This window comes from Candidatus Dependentiae bacterium (assembly GCA_020431705.1).
In the GTDB taxonomy this organism is placed as follows: domain Bacteria; phylum Babelota; class Babeliae; order Babelales; family Vermiphilaceae; genus JAGQHQ01.
The window spans coordinates 1-20,866 of record JAGQHQ010000009.1 but is presented as its reverse complement, the minus strand read 5'-3'; the positions used below and the strand labels follow the sequence as shown (position 1 = coordinate 20,866).

The window sequence follows — 20,866 nt, the reverse complement described above, 5'->3', positions numbered from 1 at the left end:
TACTACACTACTTTATTAATCAGATAACATTGAGTATACTACCATTTATTATAGAAGTTATAAATTCTTATCGTAATGTTGGGGTGTTAGAGATATGTATATTATTGAAGGTAATATTGGTGCAGGGAAATCTACTTTTTTAAAGTTAGCAGAAAAATATTTACCGCATGTTTCTATTGCACTTGAACCATTACATAACTGGCAAAAACAAGTGTATGGTCAGTCATTACTTTCTAACTTTTATCAAGACCCAAAACGATGGGCATATACGCTTGAGACTCTTGCAATGATGTGCCGTGTACGCGAGCATATGAACGAACAGCATGTAATACAGTTACAATATAATCGTATTCGTTTAATTGAACGTTCAATTTATTCTGGACATTATTGTTTTACAAAAAATAGCTATGAAAGCGGCTTTCTAAGTACACTTGAATGGAATATCTATAAACAATGGTTTTCATTTTTAATACCCGGTAAATGTCAGCCACCACGCGGTTTTATTTATCTCAATGTCGACCCAGAAATTGCTTATCAACGAATAAAAAAACGCAATCGCTTGAGTGAAAAAAAATTAACGTTAGCCTATTTGCGTAATATCGACCAACGCCACAAAGATTTTTTGATTAACAAAGTTGATATTTTACCAGAACTTGAAAATATCCCCATGCTTGTTCTAAATTGCAATAATGAGTTTGAAAAAAATGAAAAACAATTACAAAACCATCTAGATGCATTGCAAAAATTTATCAAGGATACACAGTTGACAATCCCAACAAAAAAATTCCCAGTTAAAGTAGTTTAACCTTTTTTGATTGAAATCTTATTACCCTCTTTGCCTTTATGTTTTGGCATAAGCACTTTGAGCACACCGTCTTTCATTTGTGCGTGTGCTTGAGAGCCATCAACTGTACATGGTAATGGAATTATACGCTCAAAGCTACCGCGGCGAATTTCCTTACGATAGAATTCCTGATCTTTTGTTTCTTCTTCGTGCTTACGAGTACCAGAAATATATAAATGATGCTCTTTAACTTTAATATCAACATGATCGGGATCAATGCCAGCCGTATGCATTATCACTATTACATTATCATCATCTTCAGACACATCAGCAGCTAAGTCCCAGCCATTACGACCATTGCTAAAATTTTCAAAGATATCCTCTAATTCTTCAAATGGACGCCATCTGATTATTGGCATAATTACTCCTGGTATAAAATGTTATACTGTTCAAATTAGGTTCTGTTGAGTTTTCAAAATATCATAAATCTTTTGTATGATAGCACCGAAAAAAATTAGCTTAGCAACAAAAATCAATCGGTACTATCATGAAAAAAGAGTATATCAGTGAATTCGCATTGTCTTTTTACCGCCATACCGGAAATCTTTTTTCTTAAAGAGAAAATTTTATAGTTTTTCTATATACATATACCTAGCACAAACCACGAATTGAACACAAGAAAACCTTCAACATTGATATACATTTATACAAATATGTGTTACACCTATCATTGATAATGAGTAGTATACCTGAGATTAAAGCGAGGTATACATGAAAGAAAAAAAGAAGCGTTTAATTATTGACATTGATAATACTACACATACAACAATAAAGGCTCATGTTGCCAACATGCATACAACTATGCGTCGTTGGATTCTAAAAGTATTAATCGAAGCCCTAAAAAGGGAATCTCTAGGTAAGTATTAACAAAGTAGAGTTTGTTTAAAATTAGGATATATATGAAAAAGATACTAATAGTATTATTGTTAGCTCCACCATCGATCATGATTACGCAATATATGCATAGCATGCAAATAGAAAAGAAACATCTGAGTGTTCCAGGTAGACTTGGAAATATTTCTGTTTTTAAGACTGATAATGGATTTGAGATTGAAGAATCAAATTCTACACGAGTAGCAGTTCCATCATATCGCACTAGTAAAGACATTCGAAATATGAAGACGCATCAATTGGCTTCATTTATTCGCAATGGATACATTGCAGTAAATCAATCAACTGATGGTGAATATTCTCTTGATATGCACGAGCGACTTAAAGCTGGCGGTCCTATATTGGCTTATTGGTTTTACGGTATAACAAAAGCTACATGTTGGGGCGCCGTAATTGGTGCCAGCCTTTATGGTGCTAAGACGATAATAAGTGATGCGGGACAAGCTCTTGGTGATTCTGCAGGAGTTATGGAGCATGTTATTGGAGATAAAGCTGAAAAGGCGGCAGCATATGCTTTGATGAAAGAGGTTGGGCAAAACTACATGACTTCGGGTGCTGGTATACCACGCGTTATTTCTGGAAATCTTCCAGGGATAGCTATTTATGTAGCCGATAAAGTATCCCAATCAGAAGATGCGTCACATACTGTAGGAATGGCAACAGTAGGAGTTACCTTAGCTGCAGAGCCAGCAAGACAGGCAGTGGTCGGCACCTATGGTATCGTAGCAGGAACAATAGAACTTATTTCATTGGGTGCAGGTGCCATTGGCGCATGGATTCCGTGGTTATAATAAAATAAAAGTAAATTATGAAACTTAATGAATCCAACAACAAATATCATTCTATTATATTTTCGTGGATTGTTCCCTTAATAGCGGTAATTGTAGCGGGTTCATTAAGCGGAATAGGAATAAGCTTTAGAAGCATTCCGAGCTTTTTGATGCACATAACTTTCTACATTCTTCTATTTTTTTTTATCAAGTGGTTTATAAAAGTAGGAACAAAATCTACTACGGAACAAATTAGGAAAATAGATGAGGATATTACAGAAAGTGATGATGAGATTACAATGCTTTATTTTGAAGGGGTATCTAAAAGAGCACAAGAACAACGTGCAAGGTGGAAAAAAAATATAAAAAAATGGTTGGGACTAGGCAAAGAGTGACATTTTGTAACTATTTTTACATTTATAAAAAATTGAGATATAACCTAGTTGGCTAATTTTAAAAGTATTAACAATGAGGAAATCATGAAAAAGATACTAGTGTTGTTATTGTTGGTTCCACCATTTACACACAGCATGCAAATCGAAAAGAAACATTTGAGTGTGCCTGGTAGACTCGGTAACATTTCTGTTTTTAAGACTGATAATGGATTTGAAGTTGAAGAAGCAAATTCTACACGAGTAGCAGTCCCATCATATCGCATTAGTAAAGACATTCGCAATATGAAGACGCATCAATTGGCTTCATTTATTCGCAATGGATACATTGCAGTAAACCAATCAACTGATGGTGAGTATTCTCTTGATATGCGTAGACGTCTTAATGCTGGTGGTCCTATATTGGCTACAGCTCTTTACGGTATAACTAAAGGTGCATGTTATGCCGTGGGATTGGTGGCAGGTGGTGCTGCTGTGGCAGCAACCGCTGGAACAGCTATAGGTCCTGTGGCGGGAGGAATTTTTGCATGGCTTGGGGGCACTAGTGTAGTTACAGGAGCAGTGGCTCCTGGCGCAGTTGTGGCTGCTGGTGTTATAAGTGGTTCAGCAACTGCAACTACCGCAGCAACTACGATTACAGCAGCAGGAGGAGCATTGGGGTTTACGGGCGTAGCTGCTTGTATTGAGGCAGCTGCAATCGCAGCATATACTGCAGGAATGCTTGCTCCAACTCCTTGACATCAAGAGATAAATTAATGCTATCTGCTCACAAAAATTATATTACTTTATGCAAAAAACTGTGGTTAAACTTTGCAAGTGTGGTTACTGTTGTTTCTTTTATCAATACTTGTAAATCATGCTTGGGATATACAGAGTTTATGTATACTCCCAAAGTAGCCCTTCAGTTCATGGTAAGTTATATGGTTATGATACCTATAGTGGCATATATTCAATATAGGAAGGATCGGAAAAAGACTATAGGTAGAAAATAATGCTCCCAAAACCCTATATCAAGTGCTTAAAAGATTCATTTTTTAACTTTACATGCATGGTAACGGGGGGAGCACTTACCACGCTTATAAAAATATGGTTAGGACATACTGATTTTCTTTTAACTCCTAATCATGCCCTATTTTTTATCGTATGTTTTTTGGCGGGAGTTCCATTGGGTGCCTATGTTATGTACAAATATAAAAAACATGAGAAAGAAACATTTGATAGAGATAATAGGTCTTAGGATGGTCACATGATGGATATAAGTTATTGTTAAAGGATCAAAATAAAAATGCAACGCTGGATAAAAGTAATTATTTCACTCCTATTGATGATTACATGCATTACTCTTTTGGCATTGCGTACTTTTGATAATCCTTCTTTAATTGTATGCCTAACTAGTATAACATTTACTCATTTTATGAATGCCATTTTACCATCACAGAAAGTATATAGAGAGATTATAAGTTGTATTGTTCTTATTTGTGTTTTAGGAATCTTATATAGTTTGGATCAAACAATATTAAAAGATCTTTTTATAAATGTTGTTCTATTTATTTTTATCTATTATGGCTTTTTAAAGCTTATATTGATACCTCAAATGAATGATACAAACTCTCTTACCTACGGAGATGACGAACAGTTACTTAAAGCTCATTATGAACAAAAAAAAGAAGAATTTTATAGATGGCTATATAACAAGCTGCGCCGGTAATATTGGGTACCTACCGACGCAGTGTCTAACCATTCTCATGATAGGTGGAATGCTCATGAATATGTGGAAATTTTAAAGAGAGGGAATAGTTTTAAGAAGCAGCTCTAGTTCAAAACTACTATGGCATTACTCTATATCGAGTGTTGAAAAAACGCTGAATGATGTTTCTTTTATTTTCCACCCATTTTTCTCTAAGCCTGCTTTTTGGCTTAAGTGATTTAATGTTTGCTCTAGATTCCATCCAAATTCGGTTGCAACTTCTGGTAAAAAAACAGCAGAGTGCATACCTTGTTTTAAAATAATACCGTGTTTGCCAATAACAATATTTTTGTAATCATCAACTTTTTTTGGTTGAGATAAAATAGAAAGCTTAAGGTTTAGAGTTGATGCCTCTTGTTTTGTGACTGGTTGGAATCTGCTATCGCGTAGTGCTGTATCTTGCATAACGGTGGCAATGGTTTTATATAGCGGTTGTGTTGTTACAATTCTACCAATACAACCACGCAGATTTCCATTTTTCTTTTTTAATGTTGTAAATGCGCCAAGTGGTTGTGTTACGCCAAATGAAAGAAGCGGAAAATAAAGTGACTCATCATACTTTGTATCAAACATATATTTGAGTATGTCACGTGCTTGTTGCAGTAGATGTGTTTGTTCTTGTTGAGTAAGTTGATGCTCAATTGGTTTTTCGGAAAGTTTTTCTGTAGTAAAAATCATTCCAATATAACTAACGCTATCTTCAGTATCTGACTTTGAAGAAGTATCATAACCGATTAATTGCGGCTCAACGGTACCAAATGTACCTGAATGTATTAAATGGAGTAATATTTTAATCGGACATGAGCCACAAATAGTTGCACCAGTTTTCCTGATAAACGATTCAAATGCTGTGCAATCTGCCTTTTCAATTAATTGAATTGCTTGTGAATTTAAGTGCCGTATGCGCAGCTGTTGATGATCTGTAAAGGGCATAAAATTAAATCGTTTGCCATAATGAACAAAGTCAGAGCTGATTACTACAATTGTGTTTTTATTAATAATAGTTTTTAACTGTTGAGCAATATGTTGAGCATTTTTACAATCAATTGTGCCAATAATAAGAGGAATTATCTGTGCTGTATTGCAATATTTGATAATAAATGGAAGCTGCATTTCGAGCGAATGTTCTTTAGAAAAAACAGTTTCATCAAAATTAAATAGTTCATGTTGAGAAAGTTTTTGTATTAACTGTGTATCGACAGTAAGCGATCCGTTTGGAAGAATATATTGATTAAATGTGGGTAATGCAACGCCACGAGTTTTACCAGAATGATCTGGTGCTAAAATAATAACGCGCTGTATAGTTGGGTCAATAAGCCTGTATGTGCCAGCAGTAACTGATCCTGAATAGCGTATTCCTGCATGTGGTGCAATGAGTGCACGTATAGTTTGTGATTTAACTGAAGCAGCGTATGAGCTTTGTGCAACAGTATCTGCTTGTTGTAATGCTTGTTGCAATATATTTTTATTTTTTGGATACCAACTTCCTGCCAAAAATGCATGTTGCTGTTTTGCCAAAACTGGTATGCAAAATAATACAGTTATAACTATCGAATATATATTCATTTAGATCTCCTTTTTTTTAGCCAAGACAAGTATGCTAATATGTACTGAACTCTAGTAATAATATGTTGCCATATACAAGATTTTATTTATATGGCTTTTAAGCAACTCGTGTATTTACTGTGTTATTGGTAATCTCTTGTTTTGACAAATATTTGTGTAGTAGTATTGCACTGTTTTAACCAAATAAGAACAAGGGAGGGGTTCATGAAATTATTTTTCTTAAAATCGCTGTTTATTTCTTTTTTTATTATTACTTTTTTTTCTTATGCGTATGACAGAAAAGTTGAGTTACCAATTGTGATTGTGACTGCGTCATATAACAATAAGCAGTGGTATGAATGGCAATTGGGCTCTGTGTTTGCGCAAAAATATGATAATTTTCGTTTAATTTACATTGATGATTGTTCACAAGATGGCACAGGTGATTTGGTAGAACAATGGATTAAAGATAATAGAGTAGAAGATCGGGTAACGCTTATAAGAAATAAAACACGTCGTGAGCATTTGGCAAATCAATATGATGCTATTCATAATTATACGGATTCGGATGACATTATAGTAATTTGCGATGGAGATGATTGGTTCTATTTTGATGGTGTATTGCAACGAGTAAATGAGGCATATCAAAATGGCGCATGGATAACATATGGTCAGTTTTGGTATTGGAAAAAAGATCGCAAAGGGTTCTGCCGTGAGGTTCCTAAAGATGTTTTAATGGATGGAACCATTCGGCAATTTCGGCCTTGGAGAACATCGCATTTACGTACGTTTTATTCAGGGTTATTCAAAAAGATAAAAGTTGATGATTTATTGTATGAAAATAAATTTTTTCCTATGTCAGCTGATGTTGCTGCTATGTTGCCAATGTTAGAAATGGCTGCTGAACGTGCGGTATTTATTCCGGATGTGTTGTATATATATAATGATGGTAATAGTTTAAATTTTTATCACGATCATAGGCTTGAACAATTAAAATTGGAAAATGAGATCAGAAGTAGGATGCCGTATAAACGAGTAGATGCCGATAAGCCGTACCATTGTTTGTCCTAATACTTTGCTAAATTTAGGGCAGGGTGCAAGGGTAGGGTCGGCTGTATCTACTATAGTTTTGGCTGTGACCTATATAGTAAGGGGGGATTAAGATGAGCATTAAAAAGCTTGCTATGCTTACAATCTCGGTATGTACTTGTTTATTTATGCCATTAGTGTGTCTTGATCAAAAAAAAGAGTTGCCGCTTGTTGTTTTGATACCATCATTTAATAATAAAGCCTGGTATAAAAGAAATTTAGATACCGTTTTTTATCAAAATTACGAAAATTATCGGGTAATTTATATTGATGATTATTCAACAGATGGCACAGCAGATTTAGTAGAAAAATACGTAAAAGAATGTGGGCAACAACATCGATTTACATTGATTAAAAATAAAACGCGTGTACGTGCAATGGCCAACTTATATCGTGGATTTCAATTGTGTGGCGATGATGAAATTATTTTAACATATGATGGAGATGACTGGTTTGCACACGAGCATGTTTTTGAGTTGATTAATGATGTTTATCAACAAAGAAATGAAAAAGGCGTTGATGTATGGCTAACGTATGGTTTCTTTAAAAATTGGCCATCAGGAAAACTTGGCTATTTAAAACCAGTTACAGATCAAATGGTAGAAAATCAGTTGTATCGAAAAAAATGGTGGGCACCTGGGCAGTTGCGGACATTTTATGGCTGGCTGGCTAAACAAATTAAACTCAAAGATCTTATCTTTACTGGGCCATATTTCCAAGGGCAATTTTTCCCAGCCAATTATGATCTAGCGATTTATTATCCAATGATGGAAATGGCTGGTTATCATTTTAAACGAATTGATGAACCGATTTATGTTAGAAATGTGCAAACAGAGCTGAATGATTTTAAGGTAAACAAAGAAGTGCAGGTATTGGGTAGCCATATTATTAGAACACAAAAAGAACTATATCCAAAAGTGCACAATAATCTGTCGGGGTATTTTGATACGTTTAAAAAGAGTCAAGCGGATATTGTTATTTTTTCTGCTGATAAACCAAAACAGCTAGAACAGCTTTTGGTTTCAATAGAACAATTTGTCTACAGCCAGGGCAATGTGGTTGTTGTGTACTATGCACAGGACGAATATCAACAAGCAAAATACCAGCAGTTAGAATTAGTTTTTGATAATGTTGAATTTGTTCAGTATGCAGGTGATAGTAATATGTCGTTGTCGAGTTTACTTGGATTGGTGTTAACACGCTTGGAAAATAAACATTTATTATTTATGTTTGATGGTATGGTGTTTAATCAATTTATTGATTTGCAGTGGTGTATAGAAAAACTTGAACGTACCTTTGCATACTGCTTTATGTTGGGCCTTGATAAAAATAGAGATGTTAGCAACTTTACTGGTCATATTCAACGTATGCCACCATTTTTTCAGCTCGAAGATAATTTATTTGGATGGATGATTGGTTTTGGTCAAAATGATTGGCGTGTGTATCATACGATTTCTGGTGCTTTATATCGTACAAATGATGTATTGCGCATTATTCAAAAATCCGTCTTTAATACGCCACAACAATTTGCAGCGTATTGGCAGCAATATACAATCGATTTAGAACATGTGGCATTGTGTTTCGATAAGCCAAAGATTGGTATGGCTCATTGGAGTATGCCTGTTTATTGAGATTGTTTTGAGAATGCAATAAAAATTTTAGATTTTAAAATAAAACAGAAGCGATCAGTTGACTTCTATAAGTTATGGGCTATGGTAAGCAACCGTATGGATTGTTGAAAGTGTAATGGATAGCCCACGTATCCGATCCTTTGTGAAAAAAAATGAGTAATAATAAGGTGGAATGTCGTGTATAGACGATATGTTTTGATTTTACTGTGTATTACAGTCTTTGGCTTTAGTACTGGGTGGTGGGGCTATAGTTGTTTTAACTATATACCAGAGAAAAAGATGGTAGTTATTATTCCTTCATATAATAACCACAAATGGTGTGAGCGGAATTTAGAATCGGTATTTGAGCAAAAATATAGTAATTATCGGGTTTTATATATCGACGATTGCTCGACAGATAATACCTATTATTTGGCCAAACAAACAATCGATAAATATAGGCAGTGGAATCGAGTTACTTTGCTTCGAAATAAAGAGCGTTGTGGTGCTATGGCAAATTGGTATCATGCAGTTAATTCATGTGATGATAATGAGATTATTATTAATCTTGATGGTGATGATTGGTTAGAAAATAACTATGTATTGCAGCGGGTAAATGAAGAATACCACAATGGAGCGTGGTTAACGTATGGACAATTTAAATATTATCCTACAGGAACGGTTGGTTATGGTAGTCCGATACCACAAGACATTATTGATAATAATGAATTTCGTTGGTATCCGGTGGTTCCAACTCACTTACGTACATTTTATGCATGGCTGTTTAAAAAGATAAAAAAAGAAGATTGTATGCATGAGGGATATTTTTTTCCTACAACATGTGATCAGGCAATGATGTTTCCTATGCTTGAAATGGCGGGTAATCATGCGCATTTTATTCCTGATGTGTTATATGTGTATAATCAAGCAAATCCATTAAACGACGGAAAATTGCGAGAGCAGATGGTTGTTGCATTTGAGTATATTATTCGATCAAAAGATTCGTATGAGAGAGTATAATGAAGAAAAAAATATTATTATTGTTTATTTTTTGTGTGAATATAACTTTTGCATTAGATAACAAGTTGGTCGTCATTATTCCTTCCTATAACAATACTCGTTGGTATCAACGCAATTTGGCGTCAGTTTTCTTGCAAAAATATGATAATTATCGTGTGATCTATATCGACGATGCTTCAGAAGATGATACCTATAACCTTGTTAAAAACTATATTAATACTCATAGTATGCAGGGCCGTGTGACGCTAATAAAGAATGAAACAAATTGTGGTGCAATGGCAAATTGGTATCATGCAGTACGCATGTGTGCAGATGATGAAATTATCGTAAGCCTTGATGGTGATGATTGGTTTTTTAATGAACATGTATTGGAACGAATTGCGCGTGAATATGAAAATACAGACACGTGGATGACGTATGGTTCGTTTATTTCATATCCGGAAGGTGAAGTTGGTTTTGCTCAACAGATTCCAGAGTGGGTTATTGATCAGCAAGCATATCGCCGATTTAAATTTGTTTCTACGCATTTACGAACATTTTATGCATGGCTGTTTAAAAAGATTGATATCAGTGATTTTTATTATAAAAATAAAGAGTTCTTGCCGATGGTATGCGATCAGGCATTGATGTTTCCTATGCTAGAAATGGCGGCTAATCATGCGCACTTTATTTCTGACATACTGTATGTGTATAATCGCAGTAATCCTCTCAGCGATGAGAAAGTTGATTTACTACTTTCATATAATTGTAAGACAGTAATCAGAAAAAGAACGGTATATAAAAAGTATGAACAGTAATAATGATGTGGTGAGCATTATACTTGTTTTTTTAACAAGGGTTGAGGTGTGAATCTCTTTCTATACACGCGTTTTTTTTTGCATTTTGTTTTTTTCGCACAGTTATTTGTTCCGTATATTTTTTCAGAACAACGCATTAAGGTTAGTTCTAAACCAAAAGCTGATTTAGTTATTTTTTCTTATAATCGTCCTATGCAGCTCTATGCATTGTTGGAATCGGTAGAACGCTATATGGTTGGTATTGGCGATACTGTTGTTATCTATCGTGCGAGTGATGAGCGATACGCAATGGCATATGAAAAAGTGTATGAACGGTTCTCATATGTTATGCCATGTGCCCAAGGTGTTAATCCAAATGGCGATTTTAAGCTATTGATGCAGCAAGCAGTTTTTGATTCTTCAAAGGATTATGTATTGTTTGCAGTAGATGACATTATTGTAAAAGATTATGTTGATTTGTCTGAGTGTATAGAAACTCTGGAGCATGAAAATGCGTATGGTTTTTATCTTCGTTTAGGAAAAAATACCAATTTTTGCTATCCGCTCAATAAGTCACAAGGGGTACCACCTCTACGATTAATAACAGATGATATTTTTTCATGGCAATTTGTGCATGGTATTGGAGATTGGGGGTATCCACATACTGTTGATATGACGCTATTTAAAAAAGAGGTTATTATGAATGATTTGAAAAGACTTTCTTATACAGCTCCTAATACATTTGAAGCTGCGTGGGCAGGCCAAGCTCGGAGTATAAAAAATAAATTTGGTTTGTGCTATAAACAATCAAAGATGGTTAATTTACCACTTAATGTGGTGCAAAAAATTTACAAAAATCGTACGACAAATAGTTATTACCCAGAACAACTGCTTGATATATTTAATGCCGGGCATAAAATTGACATTAATCCTTTGTATAAAATAAAAAATAGATCAGCTCATATGGATTATGATCTAACATTTTTAGAGCGGCGTGATGAGGGACCATATAATATTGGTCTGTTAATTGTAGCTACTGGTACATACATACAATGTGTTGATCTATTAATTGCTTCAGCAGAAAAATATTTTTGTAAAAAACATAATGTAACCTACTTTGTGTTTACCGATAGTAATGAGCCATTGCCAGAAAATGTGGTACGAATTTACCAAGAAAAATTAGCTTGTCCTTATGATACGAATATGTATGAAAAGCAGGCGAAACTATTTATTGGTATGGATTTTTTGTTTACTTGTGATGCAGACATGTTGTTTGTCGATACGGTGGGAGATGAAATTTTGTTTCAACATGTTGCTACCAGAAATCCTGCTTTTCTATATAAATGTGGTACATGTGAAGTACAAAAAAAATCATGTGTATGTATAGCAAAAAATAAAGGTAAACACTATTGTGCAGGTAGCTTTAATGGTGGGCGTACTGGTGAATTTTTAAAATTTGCACATTTTGTAACGCGTGATGTACAAAAAGAGTTGCAATAATTGTACTTGATGAAGTCATACTGAATTAAGGAGTTAAAGTGAAAAGTAATATTATTCTTGTACTTGTATTATCAACAGTTGCAAATGCTGTTGATTTAAAGCATCATGAGCAATGGTGGCAAAACAACATAGATACGCAAATAAAAACACTTGAAAAGTGGCTGGGTGATATTAATGCACAATCTCGCGTAAGCATGCGTAAGCATATTCAAGAAAAAGGGTATAAAACAATTCTAGATATACCAGCAGGATTATGTACCGAATATTTTGGGTATAAGAAGAATAATATTGCTATTGAATATTTGGGTATTGATATTACGCCAAAACTTGTTGATCGTGGTAAAGAGCTTGGTGTTCCGATACAGCAAGGGAGCATTGAAGCAATACCATTGCCGGATAATAGAGTTGATGTTGCCTATGCGAGGCATATTGTTGAGCATCTTGATTATTATGAAAAAGCAGTTGATGAATTAATTCGTGTAGCGCACAAAGAAGTAATTGTGATTTTCTTTATCAAGCCATCACATAAAGCAGATAATATACGGTCAAGCAAACGCAATGGTGATGTGCTATATCACAATATTTATAACAAAAAAACCATTGAACAATTTGTATGTTTTCATCCAAAAGTTAGAAATATTGAGTGGGAAGATATTAATATTGATGAAATTGTATTGCACATTTATTTAAAACAAGAACAAGCCGTCGATTTTGATATTTCAATGGGTAAAGACGTCTATACTTCTGGCTATGCACAATGCATGAGAAACTATGCACGTTATGGTGTATGTAGTGATGTAAAAAACTCTCGTGTTTTATTTGATCAGTTTAAAATACTGTATGAAAAAAATAATTTTGCAAGACTATCTCCAACACGTGAAGAAAGAATTCCAAAAATTATTCATCAAATTTGGCTTGGTTCTCCGTTGCCAGAAGAATATAAGGCATGGCAAAAGACGTGGAAAGTATTACATCCTGATTGGGAATATATTTTGTGGACGGATGCAAATGTTGGGGACTTAAAATTGTATAATAAAATGTTTTTTGATAATGCAGAAAATTACGGAGAAAAATCAAATATTCTACGCTATGAGTTACTGTATCAATTTGGTGGTGTGTATGTAGATATGGACTTTGAATGCATACGATCTCTGGATTATTTACATCACACATATGATTTTTATACGGGAATAGCACCGCTAGATTGCTCTGTGTTATGTTTGAATAATGCAATCATAGGATCTGTACCCGGACACCCTATTTTAGAATATTGTATAGAAACAGTTACTCGTGATAAAGCGCAACAAAACAGATTGCGTAAAGAAGGGGGCGCATGTAATGCGGCGACTGGGCCGATTCACTTTACTAGAGCATTTGCTGCTATGGCGCCATTTTGCAACGATAGGGTTATAGCTTTTCCTGCAAGTATATTATACCCAATTGGTTTGAAGCAGAAATTTTTGTCGCATAACCAGATAAAACAGGTAATTGCAAAAAAACCAGAGAGCTTTGCAATACACTATTGGGCTGGCAGAAATAAAACTCGTACGCACTAATGACGCACAACTCGTTTTTCTATTGCGTAGCTTGCCCATTCTTCGTTGGTTAGCATAGTAATATTCAAAAAATGATCATGTACAAATTCATTAACGGCAGGGATAACACCAATTGGATAAGGTTCACCTCGATAAGTGTAATCGTGTCCACATAGAAATCCGTGATCTTTTACTTTACTAAACCACGCATGAAGGTCTTTTTTTACTGCGTCATACGTATGATTTGCATCGATATAAATCCAATCAAAAAAGCTATCTTCGAATAGTTTGCTTGCTTCTGGAGAGAATGCTTTTATAACGACTACTCGTGGGTCATCCGCAAATTTTTTTTTAACTTTTATATACTTGCTGTCTTGTTCGTGTTGTGTTTGATTACCGTGTATATCCGGATAGTCTTCTTGGTTTTGTTCTTCCCAACAATCAATTAGATATAATTTTTTTGGATTACAAATACGCAGAATTTTTTCAGATAGTCTGCCTTCTTGTACACCAACTTCTGCAACAATTCCATTTTTTGGTAACTGGTGTAATAAGTCTTCACGTGAACGTAAATATGGTGTTGGACTTTCAATTTTTGTTTGTAAGTCTGGTTCAACAGAATCACCTAATCTATCAGTGGCATTGATAAAAAAAAGTGGGGTAAAACTAAGAATTAGTATTTTTTGTATACTGTTCATTTTTCTCCTTTTCAATACTATTATTTGCCATGATTGAACCATAGCAGTGATGCTTTGTCTTGACAAGAGCTTTTTTTATTAAACTTGTGGTATGCCTGTGATTCTTCACAATAAGGACTTTGTACTTTATCTATATAAAACGAACGTTGTGAAAAACAATGTAAAGGTATCTAATAACTGGTGTATACGAAGGTTGACTCTCTTTTTTATTTATATAGCTTTTAAAACGAAGTTGATTTTTTATCAAAAAGGATAGACAAGTGAAAAAGAGAGAATTGTGTATGTGGCGATTATCTACGTTATTTTTTTTATGTGCTGTAACTGTAGGCGATGCGAGGGAATTTGTAATACCGGAATTGAGAAACTATGATTCAGAGGATCAATTAGACCATTCAAAGCGTGTACATAGTTATCCGTATATTACGTCTGATGGTTTTCGTGCAGCATGTGATTTTTGGATTGATGAGGCTCGAGTTCCATTTGATCCATGTCATGTTAAAACCGGCGATATTATTTATCTTAATCCGTATTATCTTGATTTCTTTTTTGATTATGTACATCCGGAAATTAAGGTTCCTTATGTTTTGCTAACTACTAATAGTACGGTTTCTTGTCCAGGTAAATATGCGTGCTATTTAGATGAAAGAACATTGGCATGTTGGTTTACAAAAAATCCCGATTATCGTCATCCAAAGCTAAAACCAATACCACTTGGGTTTGCTAATGCTTACTTTTCATTTGGTGATGTGCGTGTGATTAAGCGTGTGCGTACATTTCCATCTCAGTATCGAGATGTACTATTACTTATGAATTTTAAGGTTGCTGATGATAGAATCTGGCGTAAGCCAGTCTACGATTTGTTTAAAAATGAGCCATTTTGCTATAATGCACCGCAAAAATCATTTTATGAATATTTATATGATATGTCTCGCTCAAAGTTTTTATTGAGTCCTGCTGGTGCTGGAGTTGATTGTTATCGAACCTGGGAAGCATTACTTTTTGGCTGTATTCCGATTGTCAAACGATCCACAATTGATTCCCTTTTTAAAGATTTACCTGTAGTAATTATCGATGATTGGCGGCAAGTAACACGTGATTTCTTGGAAAAAAAATATAAACAAATGAGTAAAATAAAATATCGTCGAGAAAAACTATTTATGCCGTATTGGTTAAACAAGATCAAGAAAGCGCAAAAAAAAGTGAGAATTCGATATGGATCTAAATAACTTGTTCAACTAAATGTTGCAAGAAAAGTGGTTGGTATGAAGCGCTTTCAAAGAGTAAGTTTGTTAGTTATTTTTTTTACCACCTTTAATTTGCTTTTTTGTGTACCGGCTGGAGTGATGTATACATTAAGTAATGGGCGCTTTGGAGATAATATTTTAGCCTATGCACATGCAGCATATATTGCGCATACACATGATCTTCCACTATATTACACCTCCTTTGCTTATTCTAATCAATTGGCTTTGCATATAAACAAACAGGCTGCACCGCGACATATTTCAAGCAAAGATGCCATTTTTATAACAGATGGTTGTTTGAGCAAAGTAAAAAAAAATATATTGTATGTTGTTCGCTATTATTCTGAATACCTAGGGCTCTATGATTCTGTTGTGACAGATCCTGTTTTTGAGCAAAAGGTGAAAGAGGACATAAAGCCTATCAAACTAATTCCCTCTCTTAATCTACCAATAGATTGTATTACTGTTGCTGTGCATGTTAGAAAAAGTGGGTGTAAGTGGGATGGTTATTGTAAACCAAACCCAAATCAATTTTACACACAAGAAGATCTTAATAATGCTGTCGGAAAAGAATTGCCGCCAAAGAAGTACGCCGATCAGTTTTGGCCGCTTAAATTTCCACCAGATCAATATTATATCGATCAGTTAAAGGCATTATCAGAACTACTTGATGACCCCCCGCTCTATGTGTATTTATTTACAGACTATCCTGATCCTCAATCGCTTGTAGAAAAATATATGTATTATTTGAATAAACCGAATGTTGAGTTTTCTTGCAGAAAAAAGGGTAATAGTCATGATCGAAATGTGCTAGAAGATTTTTTTGCTATGGCACAGCAATTTGATTGTTTTATACGATCTGGTTCAAATTTTGGCTGGGCAGCGCAATTTATTGGTAATCATAAAATAGTATTCACTGCGGATCATGCACGGTGGGTTGGCGATATTTTGACGGTTGATAAAGCAAGTATTGTTATACGTGACGGCAATCAGTTTAAGCGCATGTCTGTTGAAGATGTTACAAAACAAGATCTTTTGATGCATGCAAGTAAAGATATTCTTGATAAAGCAGCGCTTTCTCATTTTACCCCGATACCAATTAAAGAAATGAATCTCGAGCAGTTTTATAATGATATGCAGCCTCGAACCTATTTACTCTCATTTCCAATTTCTGGTAATACGTGGTTGCGATACTGCATAGAATTTTTAACAAAAAGACCAACTCTACAAAAATACCATTCAATAGATTACGTAGCTAAAATCGAGAAAAACGTTAATTGTCCTTTGGGATATACGTTTGATCTGGGTACTGATATGTCATTACCGTGTATATGGAAAGTACACGATCTTGGTTATTTGCAATCTTTTGGTGATTGCGACCCAAAAAGTGAGACTTTGATATTTTTGTTACGCAACCCTAAAGAAGTGTTGCTGCGTAATTACTGCGGTGATGCAAAGCAGTTTAACACATTTTTTGAACAACATCATGGGAAAGACTTGCTCTCTCAAAAAGATTTGAAATCAGCAAAGTTTGCATCCTATTTCCAGGGGCTGCGTATTTATGATGGATGGAATTCAGAAAAAAGGTTACTTATTCATTATGAGGACCTTATAATGCGTCCGCGAGCAGTATTTTATCGCTTACTTTCCTTTTTGGGTTGCGATGACAGGTATATTGATAGTTTTTTTCAAGATTATGATAATCATAAAAAAAGAGTTCTTTCTATTTATAATAAGCAGCTTCCAGGGTCTGTAAGCGGTGGAAATGATATTTTATGCTACTCAAAACAAATAGATCCAATTGAGCGAAAACGAATGGATAAAACAATAGAGAAAGCATATCCTCGTTTATGGCATGTATACCTAAAGGTTAGATATAGTGAAGAAGTATTATATGAGCAAAATTTGTATGACTAGGTGTTATGTTATCTATATCATTGTATTGTTATATAGCTATACCGTACAGGCAGAGATGTTTGTGCTACCAGGAAAAAAAGAAGTTCGTGTAACAAGAGCTTCTAGTTATCCATATATTTCTGGTGATACATTTCGTGCATTTTGCAATTTTATTATTGATGAAACACATGTACCATTTGATCCTTCATGTGTACAGCCAGGCAGTACTATATTTTTAAAAAGTGATTATATCGATCATTTTTTTACCACAATACATCCACAGATTACTGCGCAGTATATTTTAGTAACACATAATAGTGACGCTGGCATTACTACATCACATGTGAAGTATCTTGATGATCACAAATTGATTGCATGGTTTGGACAAAATGCATTGATAATACATCCTAAACTGTTTCCTATACCAATTGGGCTTGCAAATAGGTATTGGCCGCATGGAAATATTTCTATACTAAAGCAGATTACAAGTGAAACATACGAAAAAAGGTATCTTGCTTATTTAAACTGTACGATCAATACAAATATTTCCGAGAGAAAAAAAGTATATCAGTTATTTGCACAGCAATCGTTTTGTTTTGTTGCAAGCGGGTGTACATATGAAGATTATCTAAGGAGTGTTGCTTGCTCGTGTTTTACATTTAGCCCTCCAGGAAATGGGCTTGATTGCCATCGTACGTGGGAGGCATTGTATGTGGGATCTATTCCAATTGTTAAACGATCGTTAATGGATGCGGTGTTTGATGATTTACCTGTTATTATTATTGATGATTGGGCACAAGTAACAAAAGAATTTCTTGAGTCTGAATATCAAAAAATGCAATTAAAGTCGTGCAATATGGAAAAACTGTATGCCGATTATTGGTTTGATCTTATCAAAAATTTACAGTATGAGGGTAGAAGATAAAATCTTGTTGGTATACTATTTTTAGCTAAAAAGGATACATGTGGTTTGTAGATATAAAATTAAAGATATAATAATTTTTTCTGTGTTTATTACTGGTTTTTGTGCTCAGGCCAGAGACAATCACGAATGCATATTTACTCATATTTATCAGAAGGCGATTTGGGGGAAAAATACCGATGGTAAAGGCTCTTCTGGTGGTGGATCCTTAGAGCGTGCAACAGTACAATATAGGGATTTTTTACAGCATTTTTTAAAAGAAAAGAAGATTAAAACAGTTGTGGATGCTGGTTGTGGAGATTGGCAATTTTCTCGGCTAGTTGATTGGTCTGGCATTGAGTATATTGGTTATGATATTGTTGGATCAGTAATAGAAAATAACATAAAAAAATATGGATCCAGTGCTCTTATTTTTATTCATGGAAATTTTTTGAGCATTGATCTGCCTTCTGCAGATTTGTTGCTGTGCAAGCATGTATTGCAGCATCTGACCAATGCAGATATCATTTCTTTTTTGCCGCAGTTGAAAAAATATAAATATTGCTTGATCACAAATCAAGTTAATCCACGGACACTTTCTGGTTCAAACAAAGATATTAGAGCTGGTGGTGGAAGAAAATTGGATTTGACAAAATCACCATTTTATCTTGATGGTCAAAAGGCACTAAATTACGATATAAAGGGTCTTGGAACACATCAAATATTGTTAGTTGATAATACCAAAGCGTAGTTAGTAATTATTATAATTTATTTCAGGAAATTCTGATTCGAAATTACTTGCTACCAATGTTGGCGGTCCAGTGTTTGCAGCCCATGGCGCTGGGGGAAAGTATACTTTAAAGAAGCTGAAATATGTACTAAAATCGTATATACCAGGCGTTCTTTTGTTTCGATCTATTTTTCTTATTACATTACCAAAAATGCCATGTTCAGGAAAATAATCGCAATCATGTAAAATGATATAGCGAGCGTTGTCTTTTAAGCGCATAACTGTTTCATATCTACCCATCCATGGTGATTGGTCTACAAAGACAACATCAAAATTGAGTGTTTTAAATATTTCATTTGTCTCTAAAAAGGTGATCCAGTGACTTGCATCGTAATCATTTTTTTTTCCAGATACAAAATAGAATTTGTGCCATCCAGAATTGTCTTCATTATACCCATTGCCTAAATATTTTGTGGTAAATTTGCTGAGCCATTCATAATTATCATCAACAGAGATGAGAATTCTTCCGTTTTTTTTGCATAACTCGTGGAGCATATCTGTGCTACCATAACCGCATCCAAACTCAATTATAGGCCCAGTTGTTTGAGTCACAATTTCATACAAAATGGGCTGATGAGTACTATACGGGTCTTCCTTGTACCGAAATTCTATTGCTGCATGTGCAAAGTATGAAATTCCCACAATACATAACAAGATATGTTTTTTCACTCCGACTCCTTGTTTTTTTGTGTAATTATAGTGAACTATATAATGCTAACTTTTTTGAGTGAATGTGCAAGTTGATGATTTTGTATTTTTTATTTTTATATACTAAATACGGAACATTTCTTTCATGCCGATCTTTTTGCCAAATAAATGAAAAGTGTGATGGATCAAATAAACAACTTTCATTTATAAAACCCGGTTGGCAAGGGCCATTTCTCGGGTCTTGGCCACCAAGGTATTGCCCAAGTGCAGCCGCATCAAAGATTCCCTCGAATTCATCATAATGTTGATAATAGTGTTTAGGGTTTTTTGTGCAATGATTTTTTTTGCTTTTAAGTTGTCGATCTTTTGCGTACTGTTTGCAAGTGATTGGTAGTTGTTTTATGTGCTCTGGAAATTCATTTTTAAAGAGCGAAATAATGCGCATGTCATTGTATGCACTTTCTGTTTTTTGTAGCATAAAAGAAATCAAATCATATAATACACCTACACCTGAAATATACATAAATCCCGGTATGCAGCGTGCATCGTTATCGAAAGTAGCGCCAATTTTTTCAGTGTAATGTGTTGTAAAAACGGGAAGTATTTTTTGCAAATTGGCATAAAGCATATTGTCAGATTCTAAGTGAAATACGTGTTTTTTTTGATATTGTTCCATAAATTCGTGTAAATAATAGAATCGTTCAGTTGCATGAAGCCAAAAACCTTCGCGAAAGCTTCTGTTAAGTGTTGAGTGTCTGAGAAAATAAAGATGCTCTTGTGTTTTTTGCAATGATTCACAGGTAACAATGCTAATAGTATATCTACTAAAATTATATGGGGTTTTTTTGATAGCTTCTTGATTTGCAATTAAAATAATATCAGCATTTTTGTTAAGAATCTATCCCAAAATTCATAAATGCCTCAAAGTATAGAATATAGCGGCAATTTGGATTGCTGCTATATAGTTTTC

The 20,866-nt window shown here is 34.5% G+C and carries 21 protein-coding genes; 16 read left to right on the top strand and 5 right to left on the bottom strand.

Annotated elements, in window-relative coordinates; translation table 11 throughout:
- The first annotated feature begins 94 nt into the window (after window positions 1-94).
- Window positions 95-805, top strand: a complete 711-nt coding sequence (locus KC460_03375; GenBank protein MCA9770385.1) for a deoxynucleoside kinase — start codon at window positions 95-97, stop codon at window positions 803-805.
- On the opposite strand, the gene KC460_03370 is transcribed toward KC460_03375, so the two are convergent.
- A complete protein-coding gene (locus KC460_03370; GenBank protein ID MCA9770384.1) occupies window positions 802-1,203 on the bottom strand; it encodes an Hsp20/alpha crystallin family protein in 402 nt (133 codons plus the stop codon). The genes KC460_03375 and KC460_03370 overlap by 4 nt on opposite strands.
- A 352-nt stretch (window positions 1,204-1,555) precedes the next feature.
- On the opposite strand from KC460_03370, the gene KC460_03365 reads away from it, so the two are divergent.
- From KC460_03365 to KC460_03345, 5 genes are all read left to right on the top strand, one after another.
- Window positions 1,556-1,711 carry a hypothetical protein gene (locus KC460_03365; protein ID MCA9770383.1) on the top strand — a complete coding sequence of 52 codons (156 nt, stop codon included), beginning with the start codon at window positions 1,556-1,558 and terminating at the stop codon, window positions 1,709-1,711.
- 32 nt (window positions 1,712-1,743) lie between these two features.
- On the top strand, window positions 1,744-2,526 hold the full coding sequence (locus tag KC460_03360) for a hypothetical protein (protein ID MCA9770382.1): 783 nt from the start codon (window positions 1,744-1,746) through the stop codon (window positions 2,524-2,526).
- A 17-nt stretch (window positions 2,527-2,543) separates the two neighbouring features.
- The gene (locus KC460_03355) at window positions 2,544-2,900 is read left to right on the top strand and encodes a hypothetical protein (protein MCA9770381.1); all 357 of its coding nucleotides are present in this window, start codon (window positions 2,544-2,546) and stop codon (window positions 2,898-2,900) included.
- 84 nt (window positions 2,901-2,984) lie between these two features.
- Window positions 2,985-3,635: a hypothetical protein gene (locus KC460_03350; GenBank protein MCA9770380.1), complete on the top strand. Its 651-nt coding sequence runs from the start codon at window positions 2,985-2,987 to the stop codon at window positions 3,633-3,635.
- Between the two features lie 547 nt (window positions 3,636-4,182).
- Window positions 4,183-4,605 carry a hypothetical protein gene (locus tag KC460_03345; protein ID MCA9770379.1) on the top strand — a complete coding sequence of 141 codons (423 nt, stop codon included), beginning with the start codon at window positions 4,183-4,185 and terminating at the stop codon, window positions 4,603-4,605.
- A 126-nt stretch (window positions 4,606-4,731) separates the two neighbouring features.
- On the opposite strand, the gene amrB is transcribed toward KC460_03345, so the two are convergent.
- Window positions 4,732-6,210: an AmmeMemoRadiSam system protein B gene (gene amrB, locus KC460_03340; protein MCA9770378.1), complete on the bottom strand. Its 1,479-nt coding sequence runs from the start codon at window positions 6,208-6,210 to the stop codon at window positions 4,732-4,734.
- 204 nt (window positions 6,211-6,414) lie between these two features.
- Between amrB and KC460_03335 the strand changes: the two genes are divergently transcribed.
- The 6 genes from KC460_03335 to KC460_03310 all read left to right on the top strand — a co-directional run bounded on the left by KC460_03335 (window position 6,415) and on the right by KC460_03310 (window position 13,740).
- Window positions 6,415-7,260, top strand: a complete 846-nt coding sequence (locus KC460_03335) for a glycosyltransferase (protein MCA9770377.1) — start codon at window positions 6,415-6,417, stop codon at window positions 7,258-7,260.
- A gap of 92 nt (window positions 7,261-7,352) precedes the next feature.
- A complete protein-coding gene (locus KC460_03330; protein MCA9770376.1) occupies window positions 7,353-8,909 on the top strand; it encodes a glycosyltransferase family 2 protein in 1,557 nt (518 codons plus the stop codon).
- Window positions 8,910-9,086: 177 nt separating this feature from the next.
- Window positions 9,087-9,908: a glycosyltransferase family 2 protein gene (locus KC460_03325; protein MCA9770375.1), complete on the top strand. Its 822-nt coding sequence runs from the start codon at window positions 9,087-9,089 to the stop codon at window positions 9,906-9,908.
- Window positions 9,908-10,705 (top strand): glycosyltransferase family 2 protein, encoded by a 798-nt coding sequence (locus KC460_03320; GenBank protein MCA9770374.1) that lies wholly within the window; start codon window positions 9,908-9,910, stop codon window positions 10,703-10,705. The genes KC460_03325 and KC460_03320 overlap by 1 nt, the downstream gene beginning before the upstream one ends.
- A 48-nt stretch (window positions 10,706-10,753) precedes the next feature.
- The gene (locus KC460_03315) at window positions 10,754-12,184 is read left to right on the top strand and encodes a hypothetical protein (protein ID MCA9770373.1); all 1,431 of its coding nucleotides are present in this window, start codon (window positions 10,754-10,756) and stop codon (window positions 12,182-12,184) included.
- A 38-nt stretch (window positions 12,185-12,222) separates the two neighbouring features.
- The gene (locus tag KC460_03310; protein ID MCA9770372.1) at window positions 12,223-13,740 is read left to right on the top strand and encodes a methyltransferase domain-containing protein; all 1,518 of its coding nucleotides are present in this window, start codon (window positions 12,223-12,225) and stop codon (window positions 13,738-13,740) included.
- Here the strand turns inward: KC460_03310 and KC460_03305 are convergent.
- Window positions 13,737-14,417, bottom strand: coding sequence for a class I SAM-dependent methyltransferase (locus KC460_03305; protein ID MCA9770371.1), 681 nt, complete (start codon window positions 14,415-14,417; stop codon window positions 13,737-13,739). The genes KC460_03310 and KC460_03305 overlap by 4 nt on opposite strands.
- A 260-nt stretch (window positions 14,418-14,677) precedes the next feature.
- Between KC460_03305 and KC460_03300 the strand changes: the two genes are divergently transcribed.
- The 4 genes from KC460_03300 to KC460_03285 are packed head-to-tail and all read left to right on the top strand — an operon-like array spanning window position 14,678 to window position 19,209.
- Window positions 14,678-15,643, top strand: a complete 966-nt coding sequence (locus KC460_03300; protein MCA9770370.1) for a hypothetical protein — start codon at window positions 14,678-14,680, stop codon at window positions 15,641-15,643.
- A gap of 36 nt (window positions 15,644-15,679) precedes the next feature.
- Window positions 15,680-17,578 carry a sulfotransferase domain-containing protein gene (locus KC460_03295; GenBank protein MCA9770369.1) on the top strand — a complete coding sequence of 633 codons (1,899 nt, stop codon included), beginning with the start codon at window positions 15,680-15,682 and terminating at the stop codon, window positions 17,576-17,578.
- Window positions 17,571-18,482 carry a hypothetical protein gene (locus tag KC460_03290; protein MCA9770368.1) on the top strand — a complete coding sequence of 304 codons (912 nt, stop codon included), beginning with the start codon at window positions 17,571-17,573 and terminating at the stop codon, window positions 18,480-18,482. The genes KC460_03295 and KC460_03290 overlap by 8 nt, the downstream gene beginning before the upstream one ends.
- 40 nt (window positions 18,483-18,522) lie before the next feature.
- Complete coding sequence (locus tag KC460_03285) at window positions 18,523-19,209, top strand: class I SAM-dependent methyltransferase (GenBank protein MCA9770367.1); 687 nt, start codon at window positions 18,523-18,525, stop codon at window positions 19,207-19,209.
- Here the strand turns inward: KC460_03285 and KC460_03280 are convergent, their stop codons facing one another.
- On the bottom strand, window positions 19,210-19,917 hold the full coding sequence (locus KC460_03280) for a hypothetical protein (GenBank protein MCA9770366.1): 708 nt from the start codon (window positions 19,915-19,917) through the stop codon (window positions 19,210-19,212). It abuts the gene before it with no gap.
- Window positions 19,918-19,942: 25 nt separating this feature from the next.
- Complete coding sequence (locus KC460_03275) at window positions 19,943-20,686, bottom strand: hypothetical protein (protein MCA9770365.1); 744 nt, start codon at window positions 20,684-20,686, stop codon at window positions 19,943-19,945.
- Between the last annotated feature and the right edge of the window lie 180 nt (window positions 20,687-20,866).

Coding starts and splice junctions, on each gene's coding strand:
- KC460_03365 (MCA9770383.1), top strand. CDS start 1,556: ATGAAAGAAAAAAAGAAGCGTTTAATTATTGACATTGATAATACTACA.
- KC460_03320 (MCA9770374.1), top strand. CDS start 9,908: ATGAAGAAAAAAATATTATTATTGTTTATTTTTTGTGTGAATATAACT.
- KC460_03290 (MCA9770368.1), top strand. CDS start 17,571: ATGACTAGGTGTTATGTTATCTATATCATTGTATTGTTATATAGCTAT.
- KC460_03360 (MCA9770382.1), top strand. CDS start 1,744: ATGAAAAAGATACTAATAGTATTATTGTTAGCTCCACCATCGATCATG.
- KC460_03330 (MCA9770376.1), top strand. CDS start 7,353: ATGAGCATTAAAAAGCTTGCTATGCTTACAATCTCGGTATGTACTTGT.
- KC460_03305 (MCA9770371.1), bottom strand. CDS start 14,417: ATGAACAGTATACAAAAAATACTAATTCTTAGTTTTACCCCACTTTTT.
- KC460_03295 (MCA9770369.1), top strand. CDS start 15,680: ATGAAGCGCTTTCAAAGAGTAAGTTTGTTAGTTATTTTTTTTACCACC.
- KC460_03345 (MCA9770379.1), top strand. CDS start 4,183: ATGCAACGCTGGATAAAAGTAATTATTTCACTCCTATTGATGATTACA.
- KC460_03355 (MCA9770381.1), top strand. CDS start 2,544: ATGAAACTTAATGAATCCAACAACAAATATCATTCTATTATATTTTCG.
- KC460_03370 (MCA9770384.1), bottom strand. CDS start 1,203: ATGCCAATAATCAGATGGCGTCCATTTGAAGAATTAGAGGATATCTTT.
- KC460_03350 (MCA9770380.1), top strand. CDS start 2,985: ATGAAAAAGATACTAGTGTTGTTATTGTTGGTTCCACCATTTACACAC.
- amrB (MCA9770378.1), bottom strand. CDS start 6,210: ATGAATATATATTCGATAGTTATAACTGTATTATTTTGCATACCAGTT.
- KC460_03335 (MCA9770377.1), top strand. CDS start 6,415: ATGAAATTATTTTTCTTAAAATCGCTGTTTATTTCTTTTTTTATTATT.
- KC460_03375 (MCA9770385.1), top strand. CDS start 95: ATGTATATTATTGAAGGTAATATTGGTGCAGGGAAATCTACTTTTTTA.